The following is a 17,397-nucleotide window of genomic DNA, read 5'->3' on the forward strand; positions in this document are numbered from 1 at the left end:
AAGCTGATGGTGTGACGAACTCTTCCCCGGCCGATGACGCCGCACACGAGATCCGGACTGCGCTCTTCCGGCTGGTCCGCCGGCTGCGGCAGGAGCGCCCTGAGGGCGAGCTCAGCTACTCCCAGCTGAATGTCCTGGGCTGGCTGGAACGTGAAGGCTCCATGACCAACGCCGACCTGGCCGCCGCCGAACGCGTCACCCCGCAGACGATGATGCGCGCCACCGCCGACCTGGTCGCTGCCGGGTTCATCAGCAAGGCTGATAATCCGGCCGACCGCCGCCAGATCCTTCTGGAGATCACGCCCACCGGCACCACGCTGGTCCGCGACGACCGCCGCCGCCGAGACACCTTCCTGGCCCAAGCGATGACGACCACCCTGACCCCCACCGAACAAGAACTCCTCCGCCTCACCGCGGGCCTGATGAACAAACTCGCGGAAGTAGGTGGGTCCGACGACAACCGCTGAGAAGGAACGACAGGACGTACTGCCTGGGCTGCCCGGATTGCGGGCCCGGTACGCCGCGTCCGTAGGGCTCGGCACGCTGCTGCAGCCGCTCAACTCGTCGATGATCGCGGTCGCGCTGGTGGCGATCGCGGCGGACTTTCACTCCGGGACCGAGACGCAGTGGCTGGTCTCCGGGCTCTACCTGGCGACTGCGGTGTCAGCGCCGACCGCCGGACGGCTAGCGGATCTGCTCGGTGCGCGCCGGGTGTTCCTGGCCGGGCTGATGCTGGTGGCGATCGTTTCGGTCGCGGCGCCGTTCGCGCCCGGCCTCGGCTGGCTGATCGTCGCGCGGGTGCTGCTCGGGATCGGCACCGGCGCGCAGTTCCCGTCCGGCGTCGCGATGATCCGCCGGATCGCGGACCACCGGAAGGCCTCCGCGGTCGGCGCGCTCGGGCTGCTCTCCGTCTTCGCGCAGACCTCCGCGGCCCTCGGTCCGAGCGTCGGCGGGTTCCTCGTGGGCAGCTTCGGCTGGCAGGCGATCTTCCTCGTCAACCTCCCGGTCTCCTTGATCGCGGGGATCTGCGTACTGCGGCTCGTGCCGAAAGACCCGCCTCGTCCAGCCGACGGTCGGCGGCTCCTGCAGGAGATCGACCTGCCTGGACTCGTCCTGTTCACCCTCGCGATGACCGCGCTGATGTTGATCCTGCTGTCGCTCGCCGACCACCCGGCCTGGTGGCTGCTCACCGTGGCGGTCCCACTCGCCATCGCGTTCATCGCCTGGGAGCGCCGTACCGCCACTCCGTTCGTCGACGTACGCCTCCTCGCCCGCAGCGCGCCGCTCTCGCTCGGCTACCTCCGCACGATGCTCACGTACGTCGCCTTCTACGCGATCTTCTACGGCCTCCCCGGCTGGCTCGAACAGGGCCGCGGCCTCCACCCCACCGAGGTCGGCCTCGTCGTACTCCCGATCGCCACCCTCGGCGCGATCACCGTCGCCCTCGCCACCCGCCTCGCCCGCCGCCACGGCCATCGCCTGCTGCTCGTGATTGGATCCTGTGGTCTCCTTGCGGGCGGTTCCGCGCTGGCGTTCGGAGTCCACGCCGGTACGCCGATCGTCGTACTCGTCCTGATCAGCGCGTTGCTCGGCGTACCGAACGGCTTCAACGGGCTCGGCAACCAGCTCGCCGTCTACAGCGCCGCCCCGCCCGAGGTCGCCGGCGCCGCGGCCGGGCTGTTCCGGACCTCGCAGTACGTCGGAGCCAACCTCGCCGCCGCCGCGATCGCGCTGGTTTTCGCCGGCCCGGCGACGGACCTGGGCCTGCACCGGCTCGGGCTGCTGGTCGCGGGGATCGCGGTGGTGCTGCTGGTCGACGTGCTGGCACCGCGGCGGGACCGCTCACGTTCCAACGTCTGAATTTGTTCTTCCGTAGAACATAAATGTGTGATTGCCTAGCCCGCATGGGAATCAGCATCGGTATGGTCGGCGCGGGCCAGTTCGCCCCCTCGTTCCTGCGGCTGTGGTCCGCGCATCCGGACGTCTCGGAGGTGCGGCTGACCGACGTCCGCCCCGAGCGGACCGCCGAGCTCGCGGCGAAGCACGGGATCGCGGTCACGCCGGCGTCGTTCGAGGAGATGCTCGAGTCGGACGTCGACGCGGTCGCGATCTTCACCCAGCGCTGGCTGCACGGCGAGATGGCGATCAAGGCGCTCGAGGCCGGCAAGCACGTGTACTCGACCGTGCCGATGGCGATCGAAGCGGACCAGATCGCGCGCATCATCGAGCTGGTCAAGGAGACCGGGCTCACCTACATGATGGGCGAGACCAGCTTCTACTACCCGTCGTCGGTGTACTGCCGGCAGCGCCTCGCCGCCGGTGACTTCGGCCGGGTGTTCTACTGCGAGGGCGACTACGTCCACGACATGGATCTCGGGTTCTACGCGGCGTACCAGTACTCCGGTGGCGACGACTGGAAGAAGACCGCGTCCTTCCCGCCGATGCTGTACCCGACGCATGCCGTGGGCAACGTTCTCTCGGTGACCGGGCAGCACGCCACGCACGTGTCCTGCATCGGGGTCGCGGACGACCGCGGCGACGGGGTCTTCGACAAGGAGATCAGCCAGTTCGACAACGACTTCTCGAACGCGACGGCGCTGTTCAAGCTCGCCGACGGCGGAGTGATGCGGACCAACGAGATGCGTCGCGTCGGGTATCCGTCGCACATCCGCGAGTCGCGCCTGCGCGTCTTCGGTACCGAAGGCAGCTTCGAGCAGCTCGCCACGACCACGCTCTGGCAGACGAAGGAGGGCGTGGAGGACATCACCGACCTGATGCGCACCGAGCCCAGCGGCTCCCTCGAGTCCGACGACCTCGCGAACGTCGACCCGGCCCTCCGCGACGCCTTCATGTCCGGCCTGTCCCCGGTCCACGACCGCACCCGCCTGCCCGCCGAGTTCGCCGGCCTCCACAACGGCCACGAAGGCTCCCACCACTTCCTCGCCGACGATTTCGCCCGGGCCGTTGCCGACAAGACCCTGCCACCCATCAACGCCTGGGTCGCCGCCCGCTACACCCTCCCCGGCATCTACGCCCACCAGTCCGCCCTCCAAGGCGGCGTCCAACTAGAAATCCCCGACCACGGCGACGCCCCGGCCTGAGTCAGGAGCGCCTTCGAGGAACGGTTGACGGGGATCGTCGGGGTTGGTGCTGGCCGTGCTCTGGGCGGCTAGGGCTCGTGGGGGGCGCGGTACGTGAAGAGGTCCGGGAGGAAGTTCTCCAGGTTGCCGATCTCCTCGACGTGGTGGCGGATCCAGGCGGCGAGCTTAGCGGGCGGGAACAGCTTTCGGTGCGCGTGGCTGTTGAGGAACAGCTGACCCAGCGGCTTCGTGTCGCCGATGGTGAGATGGGTCGTGTACTGGCAGCCGGCCCGGATGGCGGTGAACTCGTACACGAGCCGCACGACCGAGCTGCCGAGCACCCGCTTGGTGAAGATCGCGGCCTCGTCGTCGACTGTCTCCACGGTGAGGTGCAGATCCAGCAGCATCTCCGGGTCCCGGCCGAGCGCCTCGGTCACGTGCAGCCGGGTCCCCGCGCTGACCTCACCCGGTGACGTCACGTCGTACGCGATGTGGTCCAGCGGATGCCAGACGAGGTACCGCGGCCAGGTCCTGCCGGCGTACGACATCGTCCCCGACACGTGCGTGTACCACCACGCGAGCATCTCCGGTGTCACCTGCTCGAGCGGCGCGTGCGCGATGGTCACCAGCGTCCGGCTGTCGTCCGACGAAGTACAGACCGACGCCGACTCAAGCCCCCGCAACGGCCAAACCACCGGCCGAGGCTCCACCAGGTCCATTCACGCCCGGTGCCCAGCCCCACGAACCGCAATCCGGTCGAGCTCCTCCCACGCCAGAATCCGCACTGAAACGCTCCAATGCCCTTCCAGCTCGGCCCGCAGTAGCCGGTGCACCCCGTCGAGCACGGTGATCCGTTGATCCGGCCGGCGTACGACGTCCAGCGAGTGCCGGAGGTCAGCGGCCAGCGTCCGCGCCCACTGATCCGCGTAGCGAGCCGGATCTGCCGCGACCTGACGCGGCGTGACCTGAAACGGCCGGCCGGCGTACGCCCAGAACGGCAGGTCGAGGTGGTGAGCCAGCTCGCTGACGTGCAGCTCGACCGTTGGCAGCTCCAGCGAGTGGAGTAGGCCGACATCCCAGTGGAAGTCGAGCAGGTACGGCTTAAGTGCGGGTGGGACGAGATCTGCCAGCGGGAAGGGGCGGCGGGTCATTCGTAGCGGCGGGTCATTCGTGGCGACGGGTCATTCGTAGACGTGGCGGAGGCGGAGGTTCATGGAGTTTTCGATGTGGCGGGTCATTGCGGCTTCGGCGGCGGCGGGGTCGCCGGAGGTGATGGCCTGGACCAGGAAGCGGTGTTCGGTGAGGACTTCGGGGCCGATGTCGCGGTCGTAGTGTAGGCGGAAGATGTGCAGGTGACAGTGGGTGCGTTCGAAGGCCAGACGGACCTGTTCGCTGCCGGAGAGTGCAGCGATCAGCGTGTGGAAGCGGTTGTCGTGCGCGGTGAGTGACTTGTAGCCCGCGTAGTCGGCCGACGTCGGCTCGACGGCGGTGGCCAGCTCGGAGCGCAACCTCGCACGACCGTCATCGGAGATCCGCTCGGCGGCGCGACGCGCGGCCCACGGTTCGAGCAACAGCCTGAAACGGTACAAGTCGTCGAACTCCGCCAGCGTCAACAGCGGCGTCGCGCGGTACCCCTTGAGCGGCTCCTTGACCGCCAGCCCTTCCGACTCCAGCCGCGCGAGCGCCTCCCGGACCGGCGTCGACGACACCTGAAACTCCCGCGCCAGCCCGTCGATCGAAATCCGCGCCCCCGGCCGGATGACGTGGTCCATCAGCTCGGTCTTGATCGCCTCATAGACGTCATCAGCAAGCATCTGCCGCCGCAACACCCGCCGTTCCACCCCCGCCGCGCCGACCACCCCCGCCGCGCCGACCTCCGCCGCCGTGCCGACCTCCATCGCCGCGCCGACCTCCCCCGTCGCGGTACCGACCTCCGCTGTCGGCTCACCCATCGCATCGTCTCCGGATCCGGTCGCGCCCTTGACCCCACCGGTCTGGTTTCGGCAGGGTGACACTGGTAATCATGCATCATGCACGATTTCCGCCCGAGCTAGCTATGGGAAGGCGCGAACGATGGTGAGGTTCGAACAGATCGGGGTCCGGCCGGAGCCCGGCGACAACGTCGCGATCGCCTCCCGCCGGCTCGAGGCCGGCACCGAACTCGAGCTCGACGGTACGACGATCACGCTGCCCCACACCGTGCTCGAAGGGCACCGCTTCGTGGTCACCCCGATCCCGACCGGCGCCGCCCTGACCTCCTGGAACACCCCGTTCGCCCGCGCCTCTCGCGATCTCGAACCCGGCGACTACGTTTGTACGCCGACCAGCCTCGCCGCGGTCACCGCCCGCGGAGTCGAAGGTCTCCCGACCGAGCCGTCTGCGACCAACGAGCCCCTCGATCCGTACGAGCTCGACGAGAACGCGCTGCACTTCGGCCAGCAGGTCGCCGGCGTCGAGCAGCCCGGCACCTTCCTCGGCTACCCCCGCGAACAAGGCCCGGCCGGCACCCGCAACCACGTCGTCCTGATGGCCACCAGTTCGCGCAGCTCCGGCTTCGTCACCGAGCTCGCCCGCCGCTTCGACGGCGCGGCTGCCGGCGATGGCGTCGTACCCGTCGCGCACACCGAGGGCGGCGAGGACGAGGTCCCGAACAACCTGCACTTCCTGCTCGCCACCCTGGCCGGCTTCACCCTGAACCCGAACGTCGGCGCGGTCCTGATCGTCGACACCGACGGCGATGTCGTCTCCGGCCGGGCGATCCAGGACTTCATGGCCGAGCACGACTACCCGTCGATCACGGTCCCGCACGCGTTCTTCACCCGTTCGGCCGGTTTCGAGCACGACCTGACCACGGCCGGCGCCCTGGTCGAGCCGTGGTTGCCGATCGTCGACGCCCAGCAACGCGAAGAGGTTCCGCTCGCCGATCTCCGGATCGCCCTGCAGTGCGGCGGCTCGGACGCGTTCTCCGGGATCTCCGCCAATCCGCTCGCCGGTCAGGTTAGCGCCGAGCTGATCCGCCACGGCGGCACCGCAGTACTCGCCGAGACCGACGAGCTGATCGGCGCCGAGCCGTACGTCCTGAACAACGTCCGCGACCTCGCCACGGCCAAGCGCTTCCTCAGCGTCATTAAATCGTTCAAAGAGCGCGTCGGCTGGCACGGGCACACGGCCGAAGGCAACCCGTCCGGCGGCAACGTGTACCGCGGTCTCTACAACATCGTGCTCAAGTCGATCGGCGCGGCCCGCAAGCTCCCGCGCGAGGTCCGTCTCGACCACGTCATCGAGTACGGCGAACCGCTGCCCGGCACCGGCTACGTCTTCATGGACAGCCCCGGCAACGACCTCGAGTCCGTGGCCGGCCAGATCGGCAGCGGCTGCAACCTGATCTTCTTCACCACCGGGAACGGCTCGATCACCAACTTCCCGTTCGTGCCGACGCTCAAGTTCGTCACGACGAGCGCGCGGTTTGAAAGGTTGCACGCCGAGATGGACGTCGACGCCGGGAAGTACCTGACCGGTACACCGATGGCCGAGCTCACCGCTGAAACGTTCCAGCTGACCGTCCGGGTGGCGTCCGGCGAACGCACCGCGGGCGAGCGCGCCGGCCACAGCCAGGTCTCGATCTGGCGGAACTGGAAGCAGGTCGGACCACGCGAGGGCATCTCGATCGCCACCGACGGCCGGATGAGCCGCCGGCTCACCGACCTCCCGGCCGAGGACCGCGACGCTCCGCTCGACGGCCAACCGCTTCCGGGTCTCACCTCCGACACCCGGACAGCGGCGCGTCTGCTCGGCGTCGACGGCCGGCAGGTACCCGAGGCGGTCGGGCTGATCCTGCCGACCAGCCTGTGCTCGGGCCAGATCGCGCTGCGGCTCGCGGCCCAGGCCGAGGTGGAGAAATGGGCCGGTGACGCGGTCACCCGAATGGTCGCCCTCCCGCACACCGAAGGCTGCGGCAGCAGCGGCGGCGCGTCCGAGGAGACCTTCGCCCGGATCATGCTCGGCTACCTCCTGCACCCGAACACGCGGATGGCGCTCCTCCTCGAGCACGGCTGCGAGAAGACCCACAACGACTACTTCCGCTCGCGGCTGGTCGAGGCCGGCGCGGATCCGGCCCGGTTCGGTTGGGCCAGCATCCAGGCGGATGGCGGTCTGGAGGCCGTCGGCGGCAGGGTCAAGGACTGGTTCAGCAGCTTCGACCTGAAGACCCCGGTCGAGCAGCGCGGCAACCTCGGCGCGCTCACCGTCGGCCTCGAAGCGCGCGGCCGGTTGAGCAACCAGACCGCCGAGGCGCTTGGCCTGGTCGGTCGGGAGATCGTCGGCTCCGGTGGCTCCGTCGTACTCTCCTCGCGGGGCGCGCTGCTCCAGCACGACGGCTTCCGTACGGCGGCCTTCGGATCGGCAGCCGAGGTCGGACCGACGATCGCGCACGGGCAGCGGTTCGAGGCGCCGGGCTGGCACGTGATGCGGATGCCGGGGACCGACTGGATGGAGACGGCGACCGGGTTCGGGGCGTCCGGCGTACAGCAGATCCTCGCGCATGTTGCCGGTGGCACTTTGTCGGCCCAACGATTCGTCCCGGTCGTTGAGTTCAGCAACGATCCCGAGACGGTCGCGACGTACGGCGACGACCTCGACGCGGTCGCCACCGGCGACGCGGCCGACCAGGCGCGGACCGGGATCGACACCATCGCGGCCGTCGCCAGTCGCCAGCTCGTCCCCAAGGCAGTTGCTTCTGGCAACGTAGGTTTCCAGATCACCCGCGGTCTGCTCGGCACCTCGATGTGAAAGGTTCCAAGATGCACCTGGTTCGCTACATCTCTCCGATCGACGGTCGACCGGTTCCCGGCGTTCGCAGCGGCGATACGGTGGCCCCACTCGCCGGCATCAACACCTTCGCCGAGCTGCTCCGGCTGCCCCTCAGCGAGCTGCAGGAGGCCGTCAGCAAGGTCGGCGAGGAGGAAGTGGCCGCGGATCTCAAGTACCTGCCGCCGCTCGACGGCCGTGGCGAGGTCTGGTGCGCGGGCGTCACCTACGAGCGGTCGCGGGGTGCGCGGATGGAGGAGAGCACCGAGCAGTCCGTTTACGACAAGGTCTACTCGGCCGCGCGACCGGAGCTGTTCCAGAAGGCGCCCGCCTGGCGGGTCGTGGTCGACGGCGAGCCGGTCGGCATCCGGTCCGACTCGGGCCACGACGTACCCGAGCCCGAGCTCGCGGTCGTCGCCAACAGCCACGGTGAGATCGTCGGGTTCACAGTCTGCAACGACATGAGCTCGCGCTCGATCGAGGGCGTCAACCCGCTGTACGTCCCGCAGGCCAAACTCTTCGTCGGCGGCTGCGCGCTCGCCGCCGGGATCCGTCCGGTCTGGGAGGTCGCGGATCCGAAGGACCTGAACATCGACCTGGTCATCCGCCGCGGCGGCGACGAGGTCTTCACCGGTACGACGTCGACCGCGAAGCTGGTGCGCGAGCTCCAGGACCTGATCGACGTGCTGTTCCTGCCGAACGACTTCCCCGACGGCGTGATCCTCGCGACCGGCACCGGGATCGTGCCGGAGCTGGACTTCGCGCTCGCGGAGGGTGACGTCATCACGATCACCATCGAAGAGGTCGGAACCCTGACGAATACCGTCGCCACCGGCCGGGAACCGTTTGCGTTCCTCGCCGACGACAACCTGGAGGGGAAGCGATGACTCCGGACACCGGCTCCGGCCGGGAGCCGTTCGCCTTTCTCGCCGCTGACAACCTGGAGGACACGCGATGACCGACACCACGCCCGCCCAGCTCGAGCAGGCGCTCGCCGCCGCGACGGCGGCCGCTCCGGCGCTGGGGGCCGCCGAGCCCGCGGTCCGGGCCGGGTGGATCCGGGCGGTCGCCGATGCGCTGGACGCGGCCGCGGACGAGCTGGTGCCGATCGCGATACGCGAGACGTCGCTCCCGGAACCACGGCTGCGCGGCGAGGTTGCCCGCAGTACCGGACAGCTTCGGATGTTCGCCGACGTCCTCGAAGAGGGTTCGTTGCTCGAGGTCGTGATCGACACTGCCGACGCCCAGGCCAAGCCGGTGCCCCGGCCGGACCTCCGGCGCGTGCTCGTCCCGCTCGGACCGGTGCTGGTGTTCGCCGCGAGCAACTTCCCGTTCGCCTTCAGCGTGTGCGGCGGTGACTCGGCGTCCGCGCTCGCGGTCGGGTGCCCGGTGATCGTCAAGGCTCACCCAGGTCACCCGGAGCTGTCCGAGCGGACGGCCTCGATCATGATTGAAGCGTTACAAGCGGCGGGCGCCCCAGCTGGATCGTTCGGGCTGATCACTGGCTTCGATGTCGGTGTGACCGCGCTGAAAGACCCGCGGATCACCGCCGCCGGCTTCACCGGATCGGTGCCGGCCGGAAAGGCGCTGCACGAGATCGCGGTCACGCGTCCGGAGCCGATCCCGTTCTACGGCGAGCTCGGCAGCCTCAACCCAGTGTTCGTCACGCAGGCCGCGGTCGATGCCCGCGGCAAGGAGATCGCGAGCGGGTACGTCGGCTCGTTCACACTCGGCGTCGGCCAGTTCTGTACCAAGCCCGGCCTGCTCTTCCTGCCGGTGGGACACGGCCTGCGGGAGCAGCTGATCGAGGCGGTCGGCGGTGTCGCCGAAGCCCCGATGCTCAACGACCGGATCAAGCAAGGCTTCAGCTCCGGTCTCGACCGGCTGGAGAAGGTCGAAGGCCTCCGCGTCTGGTCGTCCGGCGGCGCGACGCTGCTGCAGACGTCGGTCCGTGAGTTGCTCGCCCGCCGCGACGAGATCCTCGAGGAGTGCTTCGGCCCGGTCTCCATCGTGGTCGAGTACGACGGTATCGAGCAGCTCGTACAGGCCGTCGAAGCCTTCGAGGGCAACCTGACCGCGACGCTGCACGCGGAGCAGACGGACGCTCCGTTGGCGCGGGAGCTGCTGCCGCTGCTGACCGCGCGGGCAGGCCGAGTGCTGTGGAACGGCTGGCCGACCGGAGTCGCTGTCTCCTGGGCCCAGCACCACGGCGGCCCGTTCCCGTCGACCGTTGGATCGATTCATACCAGCGTCGGGGTGACCGCGGCCCGCCGGTTCCAGCGCCCGGTCGCGTATCAGGACACGCCCGACGCGGTGCTGCCCGACGTACTCAAGGATTCGAACCCGGCCGGTATCAGCCGCCGGGTGAACGGGACCGTGACCACAGGTGAGGTGTCGCGATGACTGACCTACCGCCGACCAACGACCCGGTCGACGCAGATCTCGACGTACCGCCGTCGACAGGCGAGCCGACGCCGGAGAAGACCACCGGTAGCGGTCGCCCCGAGGCGCCGATCGGGCGGCGCAGCTTCGACCACTGGTTCGGCGAGAAGGACCGGAACGGATTCATCCACCGGTCCTGGATGCGGGCGCAGGGATTCACCGAGGAGGTGTTCGACGGGCGGCCGGTGATCGGCATCTGCAACACCTGGTCCGAGCTCACCCCGTGCAACGCCCACCTGCGGCGGCTGGCCGAGTCGGTCAAGCGCGGGGTGTGGCAGGCCGGCGGGTTCCCGCTCGAGTTCCCGGTGATGTCACTCGGTGAAACGATGCTGCGGCCGACGGCAATGCTGTTCCGCAACCTGCTCAGCATGGACGTCGAGGAGTCGCTGCGCGGCAACCCGATCGACGGCGCCGTACTGCTGACCGGTTGCGACAAGACCACGCCCGGCTCGATCATGGGCGCCGCGAGCGTTGACCTGCCGACGCTAGTGGTGACCGGCGGGCCGATGCTGAACGGGAAGTTCCGCGGCTGCGACATCGGATCCGGTACGGCGGTCTGGCGGTTCACCCAGGACCGCAACGCCGGGCGGATGTCCGAGGAGGATTACGCGGCCGCCGAGTCCGGCATGTCCCGGAGCAACGGGCACTGCATGACGATGGGTACGGCGTCGACGATGGCCTGCATGGCCGAGGCGCTGGGGCTTCAGCTGACGGGATCGGCGGCCATTCCTGCCGTCGACTCGCGGCGGTACTCGATCGCGCAGCAGGCCGGGCAGCGGATCGTGCAGATGGTTCACGAAGACTTGAAGCCGAGCGACATCCTCACCCGCGACGCGTTCGCCAACGCGGTGCGGGCCAACGCGGCGATCGGTGGGTCGACCAACGCTGTCATCCACCTGCTCGCGATTGCCGGCCGGGTCGGGGTCGAGCTCACGCTGGACGACATGGACGAGTGGGCGCGCGGCGTACCGTGGCTGGTCGACCTGCAGCCGTCCGGTCGGTACCTGATGGAGGACTTCTACTACGCGGGTGGTCTGCCGGCGGTGCTTCGCGAGATCCTGCCTCTGCTGAAGGCTGACGCGATCACCGTCACAGGCAAGACCATCGGCGAGAACGTCGCGCGCGCGGAGCGGACCGACTGGCGCGGCCGGGAAGACGAGCCGGGTGCTGCGGTGATTCGACCGGTTGGCGACCCGCTGGGGAGCGGCGCGGGTACGGCGGTCCTGAAGGGGAACCTGGCGCCGGACGGCGCTGTGATCAAGCAGTCGGCGGCATCGGAACGTTTCATGCAGCACCGCGGGAAGGCGCTGGTCTTCAGCAGCATCGAGGAGTATGACAAGGCGGTCGACGATCCGGACCTGGATGTCGACGAGGACACGGTGCTCGTGCTGCAGAACTCGGGGCCGCGCGGGTACCCGGGGATGCCGGAGGTCGGCAACATGACGATCCCGCGCAAGCTGGCGGAGATCGGCGTCGACGACATGGTACGGATCTCGGACGCGCGGATGAGCGGCACGGCGTACGGCACCGTCGTACTCCACGTCACCCCGGAAGCAGCTGTCGGCGGACCGCTTGCCCTGGTCCGCACGGGCGACTGGATCGAACTCGACGTAGCCGCCCGCCGCCTGCACCTGGACGTCTCCGACGAGGAGCTGGAGAAGCGGCGAGCCGACTGGCAACCTCCCGCTCCCCCAACCGACCGCGGCTGGGCCCGCCTCTACGTGGACCACGTAACTCAGGCCAACCAGGGCTGCGACCTCGACTTCCTCATCGGCCGCACCGGCTCGACCGTCGCCAGACAGAGTCACTGATGCCTGCCGACACGCACGGCGCCACTCCTGATGGCAGCAGGCCCGACGCCGCCACCTCCTCTTCCCCGCCGAGCGGAGCGAGGCGGTCGTGGGGACCGTTCGAGGCGGTTCGGGGGCTTCGGCCGGAGGGCACGCTTCCGCAGGTAACGCCGATTCGGCGGATCCTCACCGATCTACCGGTGTCGAAGGACCCGTACGCCGACGCGCTGGCGGCGCTCGAGCCGCTCCGAGGGCGGATCCAGCCGGGGGCGCGGATCGCGGTGACTGCCGGGAGTCGTGGCATCCGTGATCTGGTGCCGGTCGTGCGTGCGGCGGTCGACTGGCTTCGGGCCGCGGGTGCTGCGCCGTTCGTGACGCCGGCGATGGGGTCGCACGGGGGAGCGACCGCGGACGGCCAGGTAGAGATGCTCGAAGGGCTCGGTATCACCCCCGAATCCGTTGGCTGTCCCATCGAAGCGACCATGGAGACGGTTGTCGTCGGCAAGCTCGACGACGGTACCCAGATCCACCACGACAAGCTCGCCGCCGACGCCGACGGCATCCTGCTGGTGAATCGTGTCAAACCGCACACCGACTTCCGCGGCCCGATCGAGAGCGGGGTCGCCAAGATCCTCGCGATCGGCCTCGGCAACCACGTCGGCGCCGCCTCGCTGCACGCCGGCGGCATCCCGTCGCTCGGCGCCAACATCGAAGCCGCGGCCCGGATGATCGTTGCGCAGGGCAAAGTCCTCGGTGGCCTCGCGATCCTCGAGAACGCCGAGGATCAGACCGCCGCAGTCGAACTCCTCGAAGCATCCGGCATCGCAGAAGCCGCGGAGAACGCCCTGCAACAAAGGGCTTCCGGCCTGCTCGGCCGCCTGCCCTTCGACGAGCTGGACGTCCTCGTAGTCGATGCACTGGGCAAGGACAAGTCCGGCGCCGGCATGGACACCAACGTCATCGGTAGGTGCTGGGTCCACGGCATCCCCGAGTTCGAGTCGCCCTCGATCGCGGCGATCAGCGTCCACTCCCTGACCCCGGCGTCTCATGGAAACGCCTCCGGCCTGGGCCTCGCCGACGTCATCCCGGCGCGGATCCTGGAGCAGATCGACCTCCAGGTCAGCTACGTCAACGCCCTCACCTCAGGCGCCGGCGGTGCGCGCCGTTCCCGGTTGCCGATGGTGATGGAGGACGACGAGTCCGCCGTACTCGCCGCCGTCACGATGTGTGGCCGGCGCGACTGGTCCGAGCTTCGGCTGGCCCGGATCCGCGACACGCTGACCCCGCATGAATTGATGGTGACACCCGCGTTGCTGGCCGAGGCCGCGGAGCGGTTCGACCTGGAGATCACCGGTACGGCGCGCGACCTGACGTCGGCCGGGCAGCTCGGAGCTTGGAGTGACCGATGAACCTACGCGAAGCACGGGCCCTGCTCGCCGACCGCGGCTTCCGGCCCGGCGCGGACTCGGCGCGGACCTTCCCCGACGGGTCGCCGTACAAGGTGGAGATCCCGTCCTGTGAGGGGCCGCGGGTGATGGCTGCGGTGCTCGAGGAGGCGAAGGCGCGCGGCATCACCATCGACCGCGTCTCGCAGGGCAGCGGCGTGATGATGCTGACCGACGGCGAGATCGAGGAAATGCTGTCGCTCGGATCGGGGGCCGGGGTCGAGGTCTGTTTATTCCTCGGGCCGCGCGGCGCGTGGGACATCGGTGGTCAGGCCAAGGTTTCGGCAGCGGTCGGTGGGGTTGCGCGCGGCAACGATCAGGTCGCGGCGTCGTTGTGTGACGCGTTCCGCGCGGTCGAGCTCGGCGTACGGAGTCTGCTGGTCGGCGACATCGGCGTACTCGAGCTCCTCGGCGCGTTGAAGGTCGACGGCTCGCTGCCGTCGGATCTGGTGCTCAAGACCTCGGTGCTGATGCCGTTGCCCAACGCACCGACCGCCCGGCTGTACGAGCGGCTGGGCGCGACCAGTTTGAACGTTTCAACGGACCTCCCGGTGCCGGTGCTGGCGGAGATCCGGTCGGTGACGACGGTGCCGATCGACATGTACATCGAGGTGCCCGAGGACCAGGGTGGCCACGTGCGGTTCTACGACGTACCGGAGATCGTGCGCGTGGCGGCACCGGTGTATCTGAAGATGGGTCTGCGGAACTCGCCGAACATCTATCCGGTCGGCGCTCATCTGATGGGTACGGCGGAGGCTCTCGGACGGGAGCGCGTGCGGCGGGCGGAGCTCATCCTTCGGCTGCTGGCCGAACAGGACGAGGCATGACCGACTCGCTGGTCGCGCAGCTGCGATCGGAGCTCGGCGACGCGGTGGTCGTCGACGATCCCGACATACTGGACAGCCATCGCAACGACCACGCGACGTTCTGCACGGCCGGAGTACCGCTGGCGTTGGTGCGGCCATCGAGTACCTCCGAGGTACAGGCGGTCCTGCGGGCCGCGTCGTCGGCGCGCGTGCCGGTGGTCACGCAAGGGGCGCGGACCGGGCTGTCCGGCGCTGCCAATGCGATCGACGGCTGTTTGCTGCTGTCGACGTCGCGGCTCAACCAGATCCTGGAGATCTCGGCCGAGGACCAGGTCGCGGTGGTCCAGCCGGGGGTGGTGAACGCCGACTTGTCGCGGGCCGTCCTGGACCAAGGCTTGTTCTACCCGCCGGATCCGTCCTCGTGGGAGATGTCCACGATCGGCGGCAACATCGCGACCAACGCGGGCGGGTTGTGCTGCGTGAAGTACGGCGTGACGTCGGACTTTGTCCGCGGTCTGGAAGTCGTGCTCGCCTCGGGTGAGGTCGTGCGGACCGGTCGGCGGTCGGCGAAGGGCGTCGCTGGGTACGACCTGACGCGGTTGATGGTCGGGTCTGAGGGCACGCTGGGCGTGGTGACCGAGGCGACGTTGGCGCTGCGGCCCGCGCCGGAGGCTGCGCTGACGGCGGCGGCGACGTTCCGGTCGATCGAGGACGGGATCGCGGCGGCGTTTGCGGTGATGGCGTCCGGGTTGCGGCCGTCGCTGCTGGAGTTCTTGGACCAGCCGACGTTGCGGGCGATCCAGGACTATCGGGACATGGGGTTGCCGGCGGATGCCGGATCGATGGTGATCGCGCAGTCCGACCGCGGGCCGCGGGCGGCGGAGGACGTGGGACGGATCGCGGCGATCTGTGCTGAGCACGGCGCTGTGGATGTTGCCGAGGCGTCGGACGCCGAGGAGTCGCGGATGCTGCTCGAGGCGCGCCGGTTGGTGAACGCCTCGCTGGAGCCGCTCGGGATGACGCTGATCGACGATGTCGCCGTACCGCGGTCGCAGCTGGTCGCGTTGCTGCGTGGGGTTGCCGAGATCGGAGCGAAGTACTCCGTGCTGATTTGTTGCCCTGGGCACGTTGGCGACGGGAACATGCACCCGACCGTGGTGTTCGAGCGGGATGATCCGGCGGCCGAAGCGCGGGCGTTGGAAGCTTTCAACGCGGTGATGGAGCTCGGCCTGTCGCTGGGCGGGACGATCACCGGCGAACACGGAATCGGAACGCTGAAAGCACGCATGCTGGAGAACGAGCTCGGCCCGGTCGGCCTGGAGCTACACCGCCGGGTCAAGGCCGCATTTGATCCTTTCAATCTACTGAACCCAGGAAAAGTCCTGCTGTGATCGCGCCGTCCGCGCTCCGGCCCTCGGCGCTGCAGGTGGCTTGGCAGCGGCAGGAGCTGACTGCTTTCGTGCACTTCTGGATCAATACGTACGCGGATCTGGAGTGGGGGACCGGGATCTACGACGTCGACCTGCAGCTGTCGGCGACCATCAACGTCGTGGACCTCCGCGAAGACATCGAGTCCGGAAAACAGTCGAGTCCATCGCAGTGGACGGATTCACCAACGGCAAGTGGACCGAGCAAGCCACCGGCACAACCATCGGCCACCGCCGACACCTCCCGCTCGCAGCGCCGGTCGCCCCTTCCAACCTCCACCTCCACATCCTCTCCACCCGAGGCGCGTCGCCACTCACACTCTCCACGCACTTCGACCCCACCCTCGAGTCCCCCTGCCCGGAGTCGAACCAGGAGCCAAGCCTTCGGAGAGCCCGACGTGATTCCGTCACCAGGGGGTTAACACAAGTACGCCGCCACCCCATCAGGTGGCGGCGTACTTGCGCGGCACGCGAGAGCGGCGAACGAGTCCCGCGTACGAGGCCGGTTTATGAGTCCCGTGTGCGAGTCCCGCGTACAAACACCGCGTACAGGTGCCGCGTACAACCACCGTCTACAAAGGCGGCGTCCGAGTCCGGCGTACGTGCGCGGTGTACGAGCGCCGCAGACGAGCACGGCGTACCGAGGGCCGCGCACCAGCACCGCGTACGGGCCTCGCGTACGGGCCTCGCGTACCGAGCACGGCGTACGAGGGCGGGGTGCGAGCACGGCGTACCGAGGGCCGCGTACCGAGCGTGGGGTACCGGGCACGGCGTACCGGGTGATCCGGCACGCCATCGGGAGTTATTCCTCGACTGACACGACGCGGGTCCAGTCGGAGCAGTCGGATTCGCACCAGACGTGATCGCCCGGGTGGGCGATCCGGTCGCGCTGCACGTGCCCGCAGGCGAGCAGTACGCGACGGAGTGCATGACCCTGCTTGACCGGAGCACCGGACCTGCCGCCAGGCACTCGCTTTCTGTTCCTGAGGTCGGCCATGGCCGGTCCTCCTCTCATATATATTTGCCCAGGGCCTCTACTAGCCCCAGGTCGGTGCAGGAGGCGGGATTCGAACCCGCTCAGCACAAGGCAATGGGTTTACAGCCCACCCCGCCTCTCCCACGACGGCGCCCCTGCTTGGCAGGGTGACCGGTCCTTCCCGGCCACCCAGCGGTGAGAGCGAGATTCGAACTCGCGAGCCAACCGAAGCCGACCACGGTTTAGCAAACCGCTGCCCCTACCAACAGGCGGATCCCACCCGAAGGTCCTGCCATGTCCCCTGACCACGGCAGGACCTTCTGCTCAATGATTGACTTCTCTCATGTTCGAGGACCTGGAGCGACCGGATGCCGCATACGCGGTTGGGTTGCTCCAGACGGACGGCACACACTCGGGAACCCTCGACGGCAAGGGGCGCGTCTCGCTCGAGCTGGCTGTCCGGCCCGAGGCTGCGCCCTTGCTCGGCAGGAGCACGGCCAGCGTGTCGGCGCGGCGGTGGCGCCTTCGAGCGGCAGAGCAGGGTCTTGAACCCTGACGCCCCGTTGAGGGACAGACCGTTTTCGAGACGGTTGCCGTTAGGCCGAAGCTCGGCTTACTCTGCCAA

The 17,397-nt window shown here is 68.8% G+C and carries 13 protein-coding genes and 3 tRNA genes; 10 read left to right on the forward strand and 6 right to left on the reverse strand.

The window, feature by feature from the left end:
* Window positions 1–11 precede the first annotated feature (11 nt).
* From AB0E69_RS01050 to AB0E69_RS01060, 3 genes are read left to right on the forward strand one after another with little or no spacing between them, the layout of a single operon-like run.
* Entirely contained in the window at window positions 12–467 is a 456-nt protein-coding gene (locus tag AB0E69_RS01050) for a MarR family winged helix-turn-helix transcriptional regulator (protein ID WP_360137506.1), read from the forward strand.
* Window positions 445–1,860 (forward strand): MFS transporter, encoded by a 1,416-nt coding sequence (locus tag AB0E69_RS01055; RefSeq protein ID WP_360137509.1) that lies wholly within the window; start codon window positions 445–447, stop codon window positions 1,858–1,860. The genes AB0E69_RS01050 and AB0E69_RS01055 overlap by 23 nt, the downstream gene beginning before the upstream one ends.
* A gap of 44 nt (window positions 1,861–1,904) precedes the next feature.
* Complete coding sequence (locus AB0E69_RS01060; protein WP_360137512.1) at window positions 1,905–3,101, forward strand: Gfo/Idh/MocA family oxidoreductase; 1,197 nt, start codon at window positions 1,905–1,907, stop codon at window positions 3,099–3,101.
* 68 nt (window positions 3,102–3,169) lie between these two features.
* Here the strand turns inward: AB0E69_RS01060 and AB0E69_RS01065 are convergent, their stop codons facing one another.
* Genes AB0E69_RS01065 through AB0E69_RS01075 form a run of 3 tightly spaced genes read right to left on the reverse strand, consistent with a single transcriptional unit; the run spans window position 3,170 to window position 5,032 of the window.
* A complete protein-coding gene (locus tag AB0E69_RS01065) occupies window positions 3,170–3,763 on the reverse strand; it encodes a hypothetical protein (RefSeq protein WP_360137515.1) in 594 nt (197 codons plus the stop codon).
* A 36-nt stretch (window positions 3,764–3,799) separates the two neighbouring features.
* On the reverse strand, window positions 3,800–4,231 hold the full coding sequence (locus AB0E69_RS01070) for a hypothetical protein (RefSeq protein ID WP_360137518.1): 432 nt from the start codon (window positions 4,229–4,231) through the stop codon (window positions 3,800–3,802).
* 30 nt (window positions 4,232–4,261) lie between these two features.
* The gene (locus tag AB0E69_RS01075; protein WP_360137521.1) at window positions 4,262–5,032 is read right to left on the reverse strand and encodes a GntR family transcriptional regulator; all 771 of its coding nucleotides are present in this window, start codon (window positions 5,030–5,032) and stop codon (window positions 4,262–4,264) included.
* Between the two features lie 121 nt (window positions 5,033–5,153).
* Between AB0E69_RS01075 and AB0E69_RS01080 the strand changes: the two genes are divergently transcribed.
* The 7 genes from AB0E69_RS01080 (at window position 5,154) to AB0E69_RS01110 (ending at window position 15,760) form a co-directional block, all read left to right on the forward strand.
* Window positions 5,154–7,868, forward strand: coding sequence for a UxaA family hydrolase (locus tag AB0E69_RS01080; protein WP_360137524.1), 2,715 nt, complete (start codon window positions 5,154–5,156; stop codon window positions 7,866–7,868).
* A gap of 11 nt (window positions 7,869–7,879) precedes the next feature.
* On the forward strand, window positions 7,880–8,773 hold the full coding sequence (locus tag AB0E69_RS01085) for a fumarylacetoacetate hydrolase family protein (RefSeq protein ID WP_360137527.1): 894 nt from the start codon (window positions 7,880–7,882) through the stop codon (window positions 8,771–8,773).
* Window positions 8,774–8,840: 67 nt separating this feature from the next.
* Window positions 8,841–10,289 carry an aldehyde dehydrogenase (NADP(+)) gene (locus AB0E69_RS01090; RefSeq protein WP_360137530.1) on the forward strand — a complete coding sequence of 483 codons (1,449 nt, stop codon included), beginning with the start codon at window positions 8,841–8,843 and terminating at the stop codon, window positions 10,287–10,289.
* Window positions 10,286–12,139, forward strand: coding sequence for an IlvD/Edd family dehydratase (locus AB0E69_RS01095; protein ID WP_360137533.1), 1,854 nt, complete (start codon window positions 10,286–10,288; stop codon window positions 12,137–12,139). The genes AB0E69_RS01090 and AB0E69_RS01095 overlap by 4 nt, the downstream gene beginning before the upstream one ends.
* Before the next feature lie 179 nt (window positions 12,140–12,318).
* Window positions 12,319–13,527 carry a DUF2088 domain-containing protein gene (locus AB0E69_RS01100; RefSeq protein ID WP_360137536.1) on the forward strand — a complete coding sequence of 403 codons (1,209 nt, stop codon included), beginning with the start codon at window positions 12,319–12,321 and terminating at the stop codon, window positions 13,525–13,527.
* On the forward strand, window positions 13,524–14,390 hold the full coding sequence (locus AB0E69_RS01105; protein WP_360137539.1) for a hypothetical protein: 867 nt from the start codon (window positions 13,524–13,526) through the stop codon (window positions 14,388–14,390). The genes AB0E69_RS01100 and AB0E69_RS01105 overlap by 4 nt, the downstream gene beginning before the upstream one ends.
* The gene (locus AB0E69_RS01110; protein WP_360137541.1) at window positions 14,387–15,760 is read left to right on the forward strand and encodes an FAD-linked oxidase C-terminal domain-containing protein; all 1,374 of its coding nucleotides are present in this window, start codon (window positions 14,387–14,389) and stop codon (window positions 15,758–15,760) included. The genes AB0E69_RS01105 and AB0E69_RS01110 overlap by 4 nt, the downstream gene beginning before the upstream one ends.
* A gap of 1,088 nt (window positions 15,761–16,848) precedes the next feature.
* Here AB0E69_RS01110 and AB0E69_RS01115 read toward each other — a convergent pair.
* The 3 genes from AB0E69_RS01115 to AB0E69_RS01125 form a co-directional block, all read right to left on the reverse strand.
* Window positions 16,849–16,931, reverse strand: a tRNA-Tyr gene (locus tag AB0E69_RS01115).
* Between the two features lie 34 nt (window positions 16,932–16,965).
* Window positions 16,966–17,053 (reverse strand) — tRNA-Ser (locus AB0E69_RS01120).
* Window positions 17,054–17,302: 249 nt separating this feature from the next.
* Window positions 17,303–17,395, reverse strand: a tRNA-Ser gene (locus tag AB0E69_RS01125).
* Window positions 17,396–17,397 lie beyond the last annotated feature (2 nt).

It is taken from the genome of Kribbella sp. NPDC026611, assembly GCF_040638345.1.
Taxonomy (GTDB): domain Bacteria; phylum Actinomycetota; class Actinomycetes; order Propionibacteriales; family Kribbellaceae; genus Kribbella.

Excerpts from the sequence above, each read along its gene's own strand:
- AB0E69_RS01060 (WP_360137512.1), top strand. The coding sequence starts at position 1,905 with ATGGGAATCAGCATCGGTATGGTCGGCGCGGGCCAGTTCGCCCCCTCG.
- AB0E69_RS01070 (WP_360137518.1), bottom strand. The coding sequence starts at position 4,231 with ATGACCCGCCGCCCCTTCCCGCTGGCAGATCTCGTCCCACCCGCACTT.
- AB0E69_RS01075 (WP_360137521.1), bottom strand. The coding sequence starts at position 5,032 with ATGGGTGAGCCGACAGCGGAGGTCGGTACCGCGACGGGGGAGGTCGGC.
- AB0E69_RS01080 (WP_360137524.1), top strand. The coding sequence starts at position 5,154 with ATGGTGAGGTTCGAACAGATCGGGGTCCGGCCGGAGCCCGGCGACAAC.
- AB0E69_RS01085 (WP_360137527.1), top strand. The coding sequence starts at position 7,880 with ATGCACCTGGTTCGCTACATCTCTCCGATCGACGGTCGACCGGTTCCC.
- AB0E69_RS01090 (WP_360137530.1), top strand. The coding sequence starts at position 8,841 with ATGACCGACACCACGCCCGCCCAGCTCGAGCAGGCGCTCGCCGCCGCG.
- AB0E69_RS01095 (WP_360137533.1), top strand. The coding sequence starts at position 10,286 with ATGACTGACCTACCGCCGACCAACGACCCGGTCGACGCAGATCTCGAC.
- AB0E69_RS01105 (WP_360137539.1), top strand. The coding sequence starts at position 13,524 with ATGAACCTACGCGAAGCACGGGCCCTGCTCGCCGACCGCGGCTTCCGG.
- AB0E69_RS01110 (WP_360137541.1), top strand. The coding sequence starts at position 14,387 with ATGACCGACTCGCTGGTCGCGCAGCTGCGATCGGAGCTCGGCGACGCG.